General features: G+C 42.2%; 15 protein-coding genes. 6 read left to right on the top strand and 9 right to left on the bottom strand.

The window, feature by feature from the left end; genetic code table 11:
- Window positions 1-5 precede the first annotated feature (5 nt).
- The 3 genes from DP923_RS15560 to DP923_RS15550 all read left to right on the top strand — a co-directional run bounded on the left by DP923_RS15560 (window position 6) and on the right by DP923_RS15550 (window position 2,425).
- Window positions 6-674: an OmpH family outer membrane protein gene (locus DP923_RS15560; protein ID WP_112306814.1), complete on the top strand. Its 669-nt coding sequence runs from the start codon at window positions 6-8 to the stop codon at window positions 672-674.
- A 27-nt stretch (window positions 675-701) separates the two neighbouring features.
- Window positions 702-1,319 (top strand): OmpH family outer membrane protein, encoded by a 618-nt coding sequence (locus DP923_RS15555; RefSeq protein ID WP_112306813.1) that lies wholly within the window; start codon window positions 702-704, stop codon window positions 1,317-1,319.
- A gap of 77 nt (window positions 1,320-1,396) precedes the next feature.
- Entirely contained in the window at window positions 1,397-2,425 is a 1,029-nt protein-coding gene (locus tag DP923_RS15550) for an RluA family pseudouridine synthase (RefSeq protein ID WP_112306812.1), read from the top strand.
- A gap of 76 nt (window positions 2,426-2,501) precedes the next feature.
- Here DP923_RS15550 and DP923_RS15545 read toward each other — a convergent pair whose 3' ends face one another.
- The 9 genes from DP923_RS15545 to mazG all read right to left on the bottom strand — a co-directional run bounded on the left by DP923_RS15545 (window position 2,502) and on the right by mazG (window position 10,804).
- Entirely contained in the window at window positions 2,502-4,142 is a 1,641-nt protein-coding gene (locus tag DP923_RS15545; RefSeq protein WP_112306811.1) for a tetratricopeptide repeat protein, read from the bottom strand.
- Window positions 4,143-4,200: 58 nt separating this feature from the next.
- Complete coding sequence (locus DP923_RS15540; protein WP_112306810.1) at window positions 4,201-5,145, bottom strand: PstS family phosphate ABC transporter substrate-binding protein; 945 nt, start codon at window positions 5,143-5,145, stop codon at window positions 4,201-4,203.
- On the bottom strand, window positions 5,135-5,395 hold the full coding sequence (locus DP923_RS15535; protein ID WP_112306809.1) for a hypothetical protein: 261 nt from the start codon (window positions 5,393-5,395) through the stop codon (window positions 5,135-5,137). The genes DP923_RS15540 and DP923_RS15535 overlap by 11 nt, the downstream gene beginning before the upstream one ends.
- Window positions 5,396-5,518: 123 nt before the next feature.
- On the bottom strand, window positions 5,519-6,343 hold the full coding sequence (locus tag DP923_RS15530) for an energy transducer TonB (RefSeq protein WP_112306808.1): 825 nt from the start codon (window positions 6,341-6,343) through the stop codon (window positions 5,519-5,521).
- A gap of 254 nt (window positions 6,344-6,597) precedes the next feature.
- Window positions 6,598-7,419, bottom strand: coding sequence for an energy transducer TonB (locus tag DP923_RS15525; RefSeq protein WP_112306807.1), 822 nt, complete (start codon window positions 7,417-7,419; stop codon window positions 6,598-6,600).
- Between the two features lie 6 nt (window positions 7,420-7,425).
- The gene (locus DP923_RS15520) at window positions 7,426-7,956 is read right to left on the bottom strand and encodes an ExbD/TolR family protein (protein ID WP_112306806.1); all 531 of its coding nucleotides are present in this window, start codon (window positions 7,954-7,956) and stop codon (window positions 7,426-7,428) included.
- 17 nt (window positions 7,957-7,973) lie between these two features.
- Entirely contained in the window at window positions 7,974-8,585 is a 612-nt protein-coding gene (locus DP923_RS15515) for an ExbD/TolR family protein (protein WP_112306805.1), read from the bottom strand.
- A gap of 19 nt (window positions 8,586-8,604) precedes the next feature.
- The gene (locus tag DP923_RS15510) at window positions 8,605-9,474 is read right to left on the bottom strand and encodes a MotA/TolQ/ExbB proton channel family protein (RefSeq protein ID WP_112306804.1); all 870 of its coding nucleotides are present in this window, start codon (window positions 9,472-9,474) and stop codon (window positions 8,605-8,607) included.
- 520 nt (window positions 9,475-9,994) lie between these two features.
- Window positions 9,995-10,804, bottom strand: a complete 810-nt coding sequence (mazG, locus tag DP923_RS15505) for a nucleoside triphosphate pyrophosphohydrolase (protein ID WP_112306803.1) — start codon at window positions 10,802-10,804, stop codon at window positions 9,995-9,997.
- Between the two features lie 173 nt (window positions 10,805-10,977).
- Here mazG and glmM point away from each other — a divergent pair, with 173 nt between their 5' ends.
- From glmM to DP923_RS15490, 3 genes are all read left to right on the top strand, one after another.
- Window positions 10,978-12,372 (top strand): phosphoglucosamine mutase, encoded by a 1,395-nt coding sequence (glmM, locus tag DP923_RS15500; RefSeq protein WP_112306802.1) that lies wholly within the window; start codon window positions 10,978-10,980, stop codon window positions 12,370-12,372.
- Between the two features lie 144 nt (window positions 12,373-12,516).
- A complete protein-coding gene (locus DP923_RS15495) occupies window positions 12,517-13,659 on the top strand; it encodes a cysteine desulfurase family protein (RefSeq protein WP_112306801.1) in 1,143 nt (380 codons plus the stop codon).
- Between the two features lie 37 nt (window positions 13,660-13,696).
- Entirely contained in the window at window positions 13,697-14,335 is a 639-nt protein-coding gene (locus tag DP923_RS15490) for an LOG family protein (protein WP_239021065.1), read from the top strand.
- Window positions 14,336-14,430: the final 95 nt, after the last annotated feature.

The following is a 14,430-nucleotide window of genomic DNA, read 5'->3' as shown; positions in this document are numbered from 1 at the left end:
TCAGTATGAGAAAATTTTTGTTCATCTTTTTAGCAGGCTTTTTACTTTCGTCTGTTTCGCAGGCTCAAAAGTTTGGTTATATTGATTCAAATTTTATCCTGACTAAAATGCCGGCCTATAACAAGGTGCAGCAGGAGATGGATAAAAGTGCAGAAGCCTGGCAACGGGAAATCGAAAATCTGCAGAAAGAAGCAGATAAAATGAAACAGGATTACAAGGCAGAAGAGGTCTTGTTAACCGAAGAAATGAAAAAGAAGCGGCAGGCTGAAATTTCAAAAAAAGAAAAAGAAGTACGCGAGTACCAGCAAAAAGTTTTTGGCTACGAAGGCATGATGTTTAAACGCCGCAACGACCTGATGCGCCCGATACAGGATGAAGTATTTACCGCAGTAGAGAAAGTAGCAAAAGCGCGGCAGCTCCAGATCATGTTTGATAAATCAGGCGATCTGGTAATGATCTACACAAACCCGGTACACGATTATACTGAGTATGTGCTGGAAGAATTAGGATTGGCCTCAGATAAAAAGAACACACCAGGCAGGCAACCAGCGGATGAGCTTGTTGATGACCCGAATAATTTACCTGAAACAATAGAAGACAGCCAGCAGGAGAATAAACCTGTACAACCGGCCCGGCAACAAAAGCCAGCAACAAAGAAAAAGTCTAACAACTAACCTGAACAATTATTAATTAACTAACCAATGATGAACAAAATCAAAACATTAGTAGTAGCGTTTTTACTGATCAGCTTTGCATCTTCTGCACAGACTAACGATCAGCCGCTTAAATTTGGTTATACTAACGTTGAGTATATTTTACTGCAAATGCCAGAAAGCAAGCAGATCGAGAGTCAATTAAAAACGCACAGCACACAACTGGAAGCCAGCTTAAAGCAGAAATACTCTGAGTATGAAGCTAAAATGCAGGCTTACGAAAAAGGAGCTTCTACCATGGATAAAACCATCCGTGAAGACAAAGAAAAAGAGTTAATGAACCTGAATAACTCTATCCAGGAGTTCCAGCGTAGCGCTCAGACATCTTTGCAGCAGAAAGAAAAATCTTTAGTTGATCCGGTTATCGCTAAGATTGATAAAGCTATCAAAGATGTAGCAAAAGAAAACAACTTCACTTATGTTATCAGCAACCAGGCATTACTTGCTGGCCCTGAAGGCGGAGATATTTCTCCACTGGTTTTGAAGAAATTAGGAGTAGACCCAGCTAAGGCGCAAGTACAGTCTGAGCCAGCGGCAAGCAAGCCTGCAGCAACTACAACCCCAGCAACACCTGCTAAAAGCAACGCAAAAAAGAAAAAGAACTAAGTAAAATTTATTTCTTAGTGTGAGAAAGCCGACGTTTATACTTCGGCTTTCTTTTTTTATAATGAAAGATTAAAAAAGTGACTGATTTTTTAGAAAACGAGACAGTTGAAGATTCCGATGACCTGTACGAACACCACAGGATTGTTGTAGATAAAGGGCAGGCATTGCTTCGTGTAGATAAGTTCTTAATGGACCGCCTGCCTAACGTAACACGCAACAAACTGCAGAGTGCTATTCGCTCTGAAGCTGTGCAGGTAAACCACAAACCAGCCAAAGTAAGCTACAAGGTTAAACCTTTAGATGTTATTACGATAACATTAGCAGAGCCTCCCCGTGATACCGATGTTGTAGCCGAAGATATTCCGCTTAATATTGTGTTTGAAGATAGCGAATTGCTAATCGTTAATAAAGAAGCAGGAATGGTTGTGCATCCTGCCTACAATAACTGGACAGGCACCCTCGTAAATGCGCTTACTTATTACCTCCAGAACTTGCCTACCTCACGCAACGGAGAAGGTAGGCCAGGCTTGGTTCATCGCATCGATAAAGATACATCCGGGCTGCTGGTAATTGCTAAAACAGAGTATAGTATGGCTTTCCTGGCTAAGCAGTTCTTCGATCATACGATTGATAGAACGTACTATGCTTTGGTCTGGGGTATACCCAAAGAAGACAGCGGAACCATTACAGGCCACGTAGGGAGAAGTATAAAAGACAGAAGGGTAATGACAGTTTATCCGGATGGATCTTATGGGAAACATGCTGTAACACATTACAAAGTGCTCCGGCGTTTTAAATACGTAGCTTTAGTACAATGTAACTTAGAAACAGGCCGTACACATCAGATAAGGGCGCACATGAAACACATTGGGCATCCGTTGTTTTCTGACACTACATATGGGGGCGATAGCATCTTGCAAGGCACACCAAATGGTACCTACAAAGCTTTTGTGGAGAATGCATTTAAGTTAATGCCACGGCAAGCATTACATGCGAAGTCGCTTGGTTTTACTCATCCTATAACTAAAGAGAAAATATTATTCGACTCTGAGCTGCCGGAAGACTTTACTGCTGTAATTAAAAAATGGGAGCTTTACGAAGATTAACAAAGTATAACATTATAGAAATAAAAAAGCCCGGTTACATTAACCGGGCTTTTTTATTTCTATAATGTTAATCAGATTACTTTTTCTTACCTGATTTGTTGATCTCGTTCAGAGCAGTTTGCGCCTGCGTGTTTGACGGATCTAAAGTTTTAACCATTTGCCAGTGTTTCAGAGCGTTTGGTCTTTCCCCTTTCAGGTAGTAGAAATAACCTAAGTATGAATTTGCTTCAATGAGGTCTTTCTTATACTTATCCTGCTCATTGCTGGCTAACTTAATAAATTCCTCGTAATGTGGCTTTGCTAAACCTTGTGTTGTTTCAGGGTCTTGGCTAGCCATAGCACGCGCTCTCCATAAATGGCCATAAGCATACGTAGGGTTACTTTTTGTAACGTTTGCGTAAGTCTCGTCAGCTTTCTTGAAATATTCGCTTGCCTGCGCAGCGTTACCAGCTTTACCTGCCTGATCACCGGCTAACATATAGATGTTACCCATGTAATAGAAGTCAGCATTAGAAGGCTCAATTGTCTCACGTTTTTTGTTTAACAGATCTATAGCTTTCTGATATTGGCCATCATTTGCGTAAGCGTTGGCAAGCTCCTGGTAGATCTCTACTTTCGTAGCATCCATTGTAAGGGCCTTCTCCAGATTTTCTATCGCTTTTTTATCCTGCTTGTTTTTAGCAAGGATACGGCCATAATACTCATAATCCTCTGCAATCAATTTCTTAGGATCTACCTTTTGTAAGTAGCTCTCAATAGCCTGTAGCGCTTTTTCCGGTTGGCCAAGTTCCATGTAAGAATAAGCCTGCAGACGGTTCATTACTGTGTTGTTCGGGTCTGACTTCAGAACTTCCTGCACAACCTGTAAAGACTGATCGTAGTTCTTCGTTAAGAACAGGAACGACGCATATTTTGCTTGGGTCGCAGGCGTTTTCTCAGCCATATCTACATATTGTTTAAAGGTAGATAACGCTTTGTCATATTGGCCAGCGAAGTAATAAAGCTCACCCAGATCACGGTAAGCAGGAGCAAACTTAGGATCTATTTCAATGGCAGCTTTATAGGCTGTTTCAGCTTCAGGATAGTTACGTGAGCTGGTATACAGCTGGCCTCTTCTCAGGTAGGCGTTGGCATACTTATTATCTAACTGTATCGCGCGGTCGTAAGCAGACATAGCCTCGCCACCGTTTTTCAGTTTCAAATATGCATCACCTAAAACCATGTTTGCTAAAGCATTTTTAGAGTCACGCTCTAAAGCCTGCTTTAAATAATCAACACCTTTGTTTAATTGTGCTTCCGTAGCATTAGGAGTTTCTACATAAGCTTCACCAATCATGGTAAGTACATAAGCATCCTTTTTGCCTTTTTTCAGAGCTTCATTAAAGTGCTGCTCTGCTTTTGCCTGGTTACCGTTCATCATCTCGATCTTACCTAAACCTACGTGGTTTATGCTTGACTTTGAATTAGCGCTTATACCTCTGTTAAAGTATATAGCAGCTGAATCAGGTTTGTTGGTTCTCAGGTAAATATCTCCTAATGCGAAGTATGCGTTGTCGGCCTGCTTCTTATCATTAAGCTGGGAGGTATAAATAGACTTTGCTTCTTGGTAACGCTCTAAATCAACAGCCTTTCTGCCTGCATCTCCAGATTGTGCGAATGCAGCAGCAGAAGGAAAAGCTGCTGCCATCAGTACAATGTACTTCCAGTTATTTGTCATTTTAATTTAAATTTAGTTGTTCCCTATTATGTTTAAATGCTGAATAAGGTCTGTTTAGTTACTTAACCCCGATAACACGTACTGGCATTGTGGCCGGTACTAGCCCGGATTTAAGTATAATTCGTTGGCCTTTATCCCCTGCAATAAATGATACAAATCCTGTGCCAAGCCCTGCTCTCCCTTCTACATTGATAACGTAGAGGTTACGGCGCAGGGGGTAAGTACCTTGCGCAATATAAGCCTGGTATGGCTGGTAGTAACTTTCTGTAGTGGCTGGATTTGGGTCTGTACTGATACCAATTACTTTAACCTGTTTTGTAAAATTAACTGCTGTAGTGTCATCGCTATCGCTTATCCAGTTTACCCCGATTACCCCGATTGCGTTTTTATTTTGTGCCACGTAATCTATTAAAGCTTTATGGGAGTTTGATGCGAATGTGTTTCCGGGCAGCTTCTTTGATACTGTCAGTGAATCACGTACGTATCTGGCGGTGCTTGAGTTATTATTATCAAACACAATAGTAATATTTTCAAGGGTACTTTTGCTGTTAAGCGCTTTCCAGGTGGTAGTGGTGCCACTAAAAATTTGTTTTACCTGGTCCATGGTAAGCAAAGAATCCGGATTGCTTTTATTTACGACCAGTGCTACAGCATCCACAGCAAGTTTGGTTACTTTAGGGAAGCGTTTCTTCTTCTCGAATGCTGCTTTTTCTGTTTCAGTTAACTCTCTTGAAAGTATAACGATTTTGGTGCTATCATTCAGAAGGTCATTCATGGCTTCGCCTTCCGGTTTGTACTTGCCTTCTACGTCCGCACGCTTGTAAATGCCTTCGAATGTGCTTATCTGGGATTCTATGATCGGTTGAAAAGATTCATCTGCTGTAACAACCACATTGCCGGCCGTTGGTGTGCTTACTTCCTGCCCGCCGGATTGGTTACAGGCCGTAAAAACAGAACCAGCAAAAGCAAGCAGCAGCAGTTTGTGGAATAGGTTATTCTTCATATCGGTTATGACGTTTATTTTTTGCGTTTGTCTGGTATATTCTGATAAAACGAAGTACGCCATATAATATTAATATACCACCTATTACATAGCGCATATCGCGTGGTATCGCCAGGCTATTTGATTCTTCAGGCACAAACATGATAAACAGGCCAAGAGAAACATACACCAATGTCATTACTAGGCCAAAAATGCGGGCAAATTTAGAGTAGGATACGTTAATTGATTTATTCTTTCTTGGGCGGTTCATAGTCTTATACTTCAGCAATAAATGTATTGAACATCTAAAAATAACTTTATTAGGCTTAAAATGAAAACAGAAGCCAACAAATATGCATGCTGGCTTCTGTTTTTTACGTAAGGTTAGGGTATATCAGTTCAGGTGAAAGCGAATCGGCATGGTATAGCGTACAGGTACATTTTTGCCGTTTTGCCGCCCTGGCGTCCAGTCAGGCATTTTTTTAATCACGCGCAATGCCTCTTCTTCTGTGCCATATCCTAAACCTTTCAGTACAGTTGCATCTTCTATCTGGCCTGTAGCCGAAACCACAAATGTTACGATCACCATTCCTTCAACTCCGGCGCGTTGAGCTGCTGCCGGGTAAATCAAGTTTTTACCTAAGAACCTGAACATCTCATTTGTCCCGCCACGGTATTCCGGCATAATTTCCACATTTATGAATGGGGCAGTTATAGTTTCTGCTGCACCGGAATCTGTAGAAGTTGGAGATGGTTCCGGCAACGTTGTTCCTGGTACATCTGGGAAAGCGCCATCTATACTTGCTGCACCAATATTTACCTTGCTCAAATCAGATTGATCTGGTATTGGAGTTTCAGCTATAGGTGTATCATCAGCAACTATTGTCTGTTTCTTAAAAGCGGTAGTCTTAACCTTTTCAGACTTTTGTGCTACTGGCGCTGCTGTTGTTTTTTTGGGTTCGATAACGGGTGGAGGAGGAATATCAATTGGGGTACCAATGTCATAAACCGGCTTTTCATACTTTACCTGTTCTCCAAAAATCATGTCACTGACGACTGGCCCTAATAAAGCCCCTGAAAAAGCACTTGTTGCATGTATAGCTGCAAGTATAACATTTCTGCTGTATGTTTTGCGTAGTACATATGCTCCATACGCCTGGTTACGACCTTTAAAGATTACTTCGTTAAAAGTCGAACTTAAGTAATAGCTCTTTTTCATGGGCTGTTTTGTTTTAGGTTAAAGATTTATTTTAAATAGGCATTGCAGTATTGGTTTTTAGTTAGATATGTTAATGAGAATATACGGATTTAAAGTATAGATAGTATGCATGCAGCATTTATTTATTTTTTCTGTTTCCAGATCGGTCTTAAACTGACTTGTCAGATATAAATTATGCACCTTTTTTGTATTTAAACTTTGGGCAAAAAAAAGCCCGGCCAATTTAATGGCCGGGCTTTTTATACTTTAAATTCTTACTTGATCGTGAAGCGGAATGGATAAGTATAGCGCACTGGTACTGTTCTACCGTTTTGCTTACCTGGTGTCCATTTAGGCATTGATTTAATAACGCGTACTGCTTCTTCGTCGGTGCCAGCTCCCAGGCCTTTTACAACCTGAATTTCTGAGATCTCACCAGTTTTACTTACTACGAAGCTTACAACTACTAAACCTTCCACGCCGGCACGTTGTGCAGCTGCAGGGTAGCGAACGTTCTTTTGTACATATTTCTGCATTTCAGAATCTCCACCAGGGAAAGTCGGCATCTGCTCTACATATGTATAAGGCTTTTCCTCTACAACTTCTGCTACTACGGTGCTTGTACCGTCAATGTCACCTAAATCAAGAGGAGCGTTTTTGTCGCCTTCAACGGTTTTTACACCAGCATCAATTTCCTCAAGTTTCTCCACATCCGGAATTTCTTCCTCTTCTACCACTTCGTTGTCACGCTTTACAACCGGTGGTGTATACTTTACAGTAGCACGTACGGGTGGTGGTGGCGGCGGAAGATCCGGTGGCGGTGGTGGTGGTGGTGTGTTTTCCTCCAGGGGTGGTGGCTGTGCCAGTTCTACTTCAGTTATAACGCGCTCTTCCACTACAACCTCTTCGTCGCCTGCAATCATTTTTGCGATCAGCGGCATGCTGACAAAAATCAAAAACAATAAAGTGGCAATGATAGCGGCTTTCGTGATATGGCTGTTATATAGCTTACGAAGTAGATAGGCACCGTATGCTTTATTTCGTCCGTCAAAGACGATATCATCAAGCGATGCTGTAGCTAACTTACTTGCGTCCATATCTGATTATTGTCCGGTTTTAGTCTGAACCAATTGTTTGTCTGTTGCAGCAATTTCTACTAGGGCAAACTTCTTGGTATCAGTAATTTTTAATTCATCTAAAATATCAACTACATTCTTGTAGCGCGATTTATCCATTGGCTTGATCATAACGGTCATCTTATCGTTTGATTTCACTTTTGGCGAAACCAATACTTTACGAATTCCATTAGCCGAATAATCTGTTTCTACCAGTTCCGGGTTTTCAGCTGGGTCGCCAAGTCCGAAGTAATAGTACAGTTTATCGTTCTCACCAAGTATAATCGTCATGGCATTACTGGCTTTCAGAGCAATTTGCTCTTCTTCGTTGTCAGGCTTCACAGGCATGTTGATTTCCATGGTCTGTGGCTTGTTAAACGTAGTCGTAAGCATGAAGAATGTTAACAGAAGGAAGGCAAGGTCTACCATTGGAGTCATATCCAGTGCGGTAGACATTTTTTTGGCGCGCTTCTTTCCTCCTTTGCCGGAGTCGCCACCGGATTCTGGTACTTGTGCCATTTTCTTGTCTCCTTATATTAAAGGTTTGTAGGTCGTTGCTCCATGTCGGTAATCAGGTTAAATCTGTTAACCTTCTTATCCTGCAGGGTGTTAATAACCGTCTGTATCGTCTCGTAATTCACATCTACGTCTCCTTTAATGGCAATAACCACTTTAGGGTTTGTAAGACGCGTCTGTAGTACCCAGTCTCCCAGTTCATTTTTCAATGAGTCGATCGGAATACCCGGTGCCTGGCTGTTGTAGGCTTTACGGGCCTCCATTGGCATCGACAGGAAAGACTTTAGCTGTGAAACCGGTACGCCAAACTCTCCTATGAGGGAAAAAGCTTTGGCTTCTTCCGGCGAGAAACTGATACCGTACTTGCCTGCTACTTTATCTAATAATGCTGCTCTCGTGTTCTGGCCATCTACTCCAAAAAATACCCTGTCCTGCTTATCAATCGATATGGTGATAACGTTTGTATCGGGTATTTTTATTTCTGACACAGAAGAGGGGGTATCTACTACTACTACTTTTTCAGGAGCAGCAGTGGCAGACAGCATAAAGAAAGTAACTAACAAGAAGCCAAGGTCAACCATTGGCGTCATGTCCAATGTGGGTCTGGTTCTTTTTACTTTTACTTTAGGCATCTTCTTTTATTAGAATCAATTAAACAGTGTGTTGTGATCTTGCAGTGGTTGTATCGTGCTGAGCAGCGAACGTAGAGATAATGCTGAAACCAGCTTCATCAATGCTGTACGTTAACTCATCGATTTTGCTTGTAAAGTAGTTGTAAGCAATGATAGCAAGAGCAGAACCTGTAATACCGATAGCCGTGTTGATAAGGGCCTCAGAGATACCGTTTGAAAGTGCTGTTGCATCTGCGGCACCTGATGTTGCAAGAGCGGCGAAGGCCTTGATCATACCAAGTACTGTACCGATAAGACCAACAAGTGTAGAGATGGAAGCAATAGTTGAAATAACAACCAGGTTTTTCTCTAGCATTGGTAACTCAAGCGAAGTAGATTCTTCGATCTCTTTCTGGATAGCAGCAACTTTCTCAGCTTTTAACAGCTCAGGCTCGTTCTGCATCTCTTTGTACTTAAGCAAGCCAGCTTTCACTACGTTTGCAACTGAACCTTTCTGAGCATCGCAGGCAGCCATTGCTCCGTTGATATCACGCTGGTTAAGTTTTGCAGAAATTGTGCGAACGAAAGCAGCAACACCTTTAGTACCTTTTGCTTTGCCGATAGTAAGCGCACGCTCAATAGCGAAAATAAATACCATCAGTACCAAAGACATCAGAACAGGTACTACCCATCCACCTTTGTAAACAATGCCTAAATAGTTACCTGGCAGCGGGTGATTGTTAATGTCTCCACCTTCGAAGTTAGCAGGGTTACCCAATACGAACATGTAAATAAGAACACATGCCAGGAATGCAAGTGGAATAACGATAGTGGCAAATAAAGAGCCACCAGTCTGGCCTTTTTCTTCTACATTAGCATCTTTGCTCACTATTGCAGTCTTTTTTTCCATTTTTTTAAAGTTTAAAGTTTAGTTGTTGTGTTGTAATAAAATTGTTTGGTGTAATAATTAATTGTAATAGATAAACTCTTAGTTCTTTAATGAATTTGCAATATCTCCTTTTTCTCAATTAATCAAATGTTAAGATGCCATAAATTTTTTAAAAAAGCCTTCTGATCAGCGTTTTTAACAATATCTTATTATCTGATAACAATATTTTATTATCGTATGGGAAAACAGAACATCAATATAGCAATTTTAAATTTTCTCCACGAGCCTCTTACGCGTTTTTCTAAGTAAAGTAGCTAATGCCGGTAAAATAACTGAACTCTTTCTTTAAAGAGCGGTACCTGAATTAGAGTATTGCGAACGGGTTTTGGCCTATATTTAACAGCAGCAAATAGGTGTTATTAAACAGCCATAAAAGCTAGTTAAAACGCTTAACTTGTAATACTTAATTCTACGGGTTTGGGCTAAATGTTAGAAAAGGTATCTTAAAAATAGGGATTTTTTCGACAAGTTGTATGGTTGCTTATATTTTTTTTGCCTTGTTCCAGTAATAGTCCATTTGTTCCAAGGTCATGTCCTGTAAGTTTTTGCCATCCTTTGCTGCTTCTGTCTCTAAATACTGAAACCGGCTTATAAACTTAAGATTAGTTCTTTCCAGCGCTTCTTCCGGGTTTATATCTACAAAACGGGCAAAGTTAACAAGCGAGAAAAGCAGGTCGCCAAACTCGGCTGTGGCCGCTTCCTGGTTAATTTGGGTTGCTTCTACGCCATTATACTCACTTTTAAATTCTTCGAGCTCTTCTTCTACTTTTTTCCATACTTGTGTTTTGTCATCCCAATCAAAACCGGCTCCACGCGCCTTCTCCTGAATCCGGATTGCTTTAACAAGAGCTGGCAGAGACGCAGGCACGCCGCCAAGTACAGATTTGTTTCCTTCTTTGATCTTCAGCTTTTCCCAGTTGCGCTTAACTTCTTCTTCGGTGTCAGCTACGGTATCTCCATATATATGCGGGTGTCGGAAAATGAGTTTATCGCACTGGCTATTCAGTACATCCGCTACATCAAACAATCCCTTTTCAGAAGCGATCTTCGAATAAAAGACCAGGTGCAGCATCAGGTCGCCGATCTCTTTTTTCAGTTCCTGGGTATCTCCCTTAAGGATGGCGTCTGATAGCTCGTAGGTTTCTTCGATGGTGAGATGGCGCAGGCTTTCTATGGTTTGCTTGCGGTCCCAAGGGCATTTTTCACGCAAATTTTCCATCACATCAAGCAGGCGGTTAAAGGCCTCCAACTGTCTGCCGCGTGGGCTGTCTTCAAATTTCTGGTCTTGCATACGTACAAATATAAGAAATACCGTAATGTGGTTACAACTTCTGGTACGCTAGCGCTGTATGTTTTATACCAGGGTTTTAAATAGAGTGGCACTTCTGCAAAGTATAAACAACGTATTTGTGTAGAGGTCAGAACTAAAATTATTACTTTTGCATCTGTAAACGAATACGACAAGTGGCATTAATAAAATCGATATCAGGAATTAGAGGAACTATAGGAGGCAAGGCCGGAGAAGCACTTACTCCTATAGATGTAGTGAAGTTTGCCGCCGCCTTTGGTGCTTGGGTACTACAGACAACTGGCAATAACACGATTATAGTTGGTAGAGATGCGCGCATTTCAGGTGATATGGTAAATAAACTTGTATGCGCCACCTTGCAGGGCCTGGGTATACATGTACTTGATGTTGGCCTTTCTACTACACCAACAGTAGAAATGGTAGTGCCGGATAAAAAAGCGGGCGGAGGCATTATACTTACAGCCAGTCACAACCCAAAGCAATGGAATGCATTAAAGTTGCTTAACAGCGAAGGCGAATTTATTTCGGATGCGGAAGGCAAGCTGGTGCTGGAGTTGGCAGAGCAGGAAGCATTTGAGTTTGCACAGGTAAACGAGCTGGGTACCTATACTACCTATGATACGGCCATTGCAGAACATATCGAAGCCATACTTAAGTTACCGCTGGTAGATGTTGAGGCCATTAAAGCAAAGAAATTTAACATCGCCATCGACTGTGTTAACTCCACGGGCGGTATTGCCGTGCCGATGTTGCTGAACGCGCTTGGCGTAACCGATATCACTAAATTGTTCTGTGAGCCTGACGGGCATTTTCCGCACAACCCGGAGCCGGTACCTGAAAACCTGCGCGAAATAGCCAAGGTGATCGAAAAAGGAAAGTATGACTTAGGTATTGTAGTAGATCCGGATGTAGACCGCCTGGCATTAATAAATGAAGACGGGAGTATGTTTGGTGAGGAGTATACTTTAGTAGCTGTTGCAGATTATGTACTTCAGAACAAAGTAGGCAATACAGTTTCTAATCTGTCTTCTACACGCGCACTTTGCGATGTAACCGAGAAAGCAGGTGGGAAATATACGGCTGCAGCTGTTGGCGAAGTAAACGTAGTTACCATGATGAAAGTTACAGAGGCAATTATCGGTGGCGAAGGTAACGGAGGCGTTATTTACCCTGAGCTGCATTATGGCCGTGATGCCTTAGCCGGGATTGCCTTGTTTTTAACCCACTTGGCTAAGTCAGGTAAAAGCATGACGAGCCTGCGTGCGAGCTATCCGAACTATTACATCTCGAAAAATAAAATTGAGCTTACACCTGATGTAAATGTAGATGAGGTGCTCACGCAAATGCAACAGCGTTATGCCCGGCAGCCCATCAATACAATAGATGGTGTAAAGATAGAGTTTAATAAAGAATGGGTGCACCTGCGTAAATCCAACACAGAGCCGATCATCCGTATTTATGCAGAGTCGGATAGCAACGCTACTGCTGACCATTTGGCAAATAAAATAATTGAAGATATAAAAGAAATCATCTCTATAAAGGCTGAGTAGTATGATTTGTTGTTGCTGTTGTTTTTTCAGAAGACCATAGCTGGATTTGCGCCAGCTGGATGTAGCTTTATGAGCTCTTCTGGCTGGCGCAACTTTTTTGTATCCCTAAAGAGTTAATCAGATTAAGAGTTAAAAATTACGAACATGCGTGTATATTTAGATAATGCTGCCACTACCCCTTTAGATAAAGAAGTTTTTGATGCAATGACTCCTTATATGTTGGAGCATTACGGCAACCCTTCTTCCATACACATGCATGGGCGGGAAGTAAGGTCTGCCATAGAAAAAGCGCGCCGCTCGGTTGCCACTCTGTTAAATACATCGCCGGCCGAAATCTTCTTTACATCCGGCGGTACCGAAGCCGATAACGCTGCCCTTATCTGCAGCTGCCGCACATTAGGCATAAAACACGCCATTACAACCAAGTTGGAGCACCACGCCGTGCTGCATACCATGGAAATGCTGCGAAAGCAGGATGGCGTACAGTTAACTTATCTGCGTTGCGATGAGCGTGGTGTCATCGATATCGAGCAGCTGGAGGAATTGCTTTCCAGCCAGCCGCAAACATTGGTTTCGATCATGCAGGCCAATAACGAGATCGGGAATCTGAATGATATTGAAGCCATCGGAAAGCTGTGCAAAAAGTATAACGCTATTTTTCACTCAGACACTGTGCAGACGGTAGGCCATTACAAACACGATTTGCAGGAGTTAGGCGTAAACTTTATTGTGGGCTCAGCACATAAGTTTCATGGGCCAAAAGGAGTAGGGTTTCTATATACGGATGCCAGCGTAAAAATACAGCCGCTCATCCAGGGCGGTGCACAGGAGCGTAACATGCGTGGTGGTACTGAAAATGTGTACGGCATTATTGGCCTGGCAAAAGCGCTCGAAATTGCCTACCGCGACATGGACGACCACAAACGCCACATCCAAAGCCTGAAAGACCGCATGATCCACAAACTGAAAGAGCAGTTGGACGATGTAACTTTTAACGGCTTATCAGCGGAGGCAGATAAAAGCCTGTACACGGTATTAAGTGTAAGTTTACCGCCTTCCGAAATAAACGAAATGCTGTTGTTCAGTTTGGATATAAATAAAATATCGGCTTCGGGTGGCAGCGCCTGCAGCAGTGGCACCAGCGTTGGCTCGCATGTATTGCAGGCCCTGAATCTGGACCCAGCCCGCGGCAACGTTCGATTCTCTTTCAGTAAGTATAACACCCCGGAAGAAATAGATTATGTAGCCGAAACGGTTGCTAAACTTTATAACAAGGTAACTGCCTGATAACAGAAACTATAAAGTATAAAAGCCCCTGGCAGCAATGGCAGGGGCTTTTGTTTTAAAGCAAAGTATAAACTTAATTAAAAGTATAAACCCAATGAAAAGTATAGGTGTTTTTTGCGGAGCCAACGCAGGAACAAACGAAGTGTACAGAACAAGCGCCGAGAAACTGGGCAAGCTGATGGCCGCGCAAAGTATAGAGTTAATCTTTGGCGGCGGTAAAGTTGGCTTGATGGGCGTAATTGCAGATGCCGTACTGGGTGGCGGAGGCGCGGCCACAGGGGTAATTCCGCAAAGCTTGGTGGATAGGGAAGTAGCGCACCAAGGCTTATCCGAATTAATTGTGGTACAAACCATGCACGAGCGCAAAGCTATCATGGCTTCCCGGTCGGATGCGTTTGTGGCCATGCCAGGTGGTTTCGGTACGTTTGATGAAATATGTGAGATTATCACCTGGAACCAGTTAGGCATTATTCAAAAGCCGGTTGCGTTTTACAACGTCAATGGTTTTTATGACAAGTTTTTCGATATGATCGACCACTGTGTAGGCGAAGGCTTCATCAACAAAACACAACGCGAAGCAATCATTGTAGAAGATGATGCAGAGCTACTCTTACAGAAAGTAAGGAAAACATCAGACGCTTTCTCGGATTATTGGGTAGATTTTGAGAGGATTTAAGTTGACATTAACTTCATACTTTACGCCAAAGTATAAAGCCTTTTAAAAAGCTAATTGGTGTTTTAAAATTGAAGTATTGTGATTGCCTTTGCTAT

The sequence above is a fragment of the Pontibacter arcticus genome (genome assembly GCF_003284895.1).
Taxonomy (GTDB): Bacteria; Bacteroidota; Bacteroidia; order Cytophagales; family Hymenobacteraceae; genus Pontibacter; species Pontibacter arcticus.
This window is presented reverse-complemented; position numbering and strand designations above follow the sequence as displayed.

Excerpts from the sequence above, each read along its gene's own strand:
- DP923_RS15520 (WP_112306806.1), bottom strand. The coding sequence starts at position 7,956 with ATGGCACAAGTACCAGAATCCGGTGGCGACTCCGGCAAAGGAGGAAAG.
- DP923_RS15495 (WP_112306801.1), top strand. The coding sequence starts at position 12,517 with ATGCGTGTATATTTAGATAATGCTGCCACTACCCCTTTAGATAAAGAA.
- DP923_RS15510 (WP_112306804.1), bottom strand. The coding sequence starts at position 9,474 with ATGGAAAAAAAGACTGCAATAGTGAGCAAAGATGCTAATGTAGAAGAA.
- DP923_RS15545 (WP_112306811.1), bottom strand. The coding sequence starts at position 4,142 with ATGACAAATAACTGGAAGTACATTGTACTGATGGCAGCAGCTTTTCCT.
- DP923_RS15530 (WP_112306808.1), bottom strand. The coding sequence starts at position 6,343 with ATGAAAAAGAGCTATTACTTAAGTTCGACTTTTAACGAAGTAATCTTT.
- DP923_RS15540 (WP_112306810.1), bottom strand. The coding sequence starts at position 5,145 with ATGAAGAATAACCTATTCCACAAACTGCTGCTGCTTGCTTTTGCTGGT.
- DP923_RS15560 (WP_112306814.1), top strand. The coding sequence starts at position 6 with ATGAGAAAATTTTTGTTCATCTTTTTAGCAGGCTTTTTACTTTCGTCT.
- DP923_RS15525 (WP_112306807.1), bottom strand. The coding sequence starts at position 7,419 with ATGGACGCAAGTAAGTTAGCTACAGCATCGCTTGATGATATCGTCTTT.
- mazG (WP_112306803.1), bottom strand. The coding sequence starts at position 10,804 with ATGCAAGACCAGAAATTTGAAGACAGCCCACGCGGCAGACAGTTGGAG.
- DP923_RS15515 (WP_112306805.1), bottom strand. The coding sequence starts at position 8,585 with ATGCCTAAAGTAAAAGTAAAAAGAACCAGACCCACATTGGACATGACG.
- DP923_RS15535 (WP_112306809.1), bottom strand. The coding sequence starts at position 5,395 with ATGAACCGCCCAAGAAAGAATAAATCAATTAACGTATCCTACTCTAAA.
- DP923_RS15490 (WP_239021065.1), top strand. The coding sequence starts at position 13,697 with ATGGCAGGGGCTTTTGTTTTAAAGCAAAGTATAAACTTAATTAAAAGT.
- DP923_RS15555 (WP_112306813.1), top strand. The coding sequence starts at position 702 with ATGATGAACAAAATCAAAACATTAGTAGTAGCGTTTTTACTGATCAGC.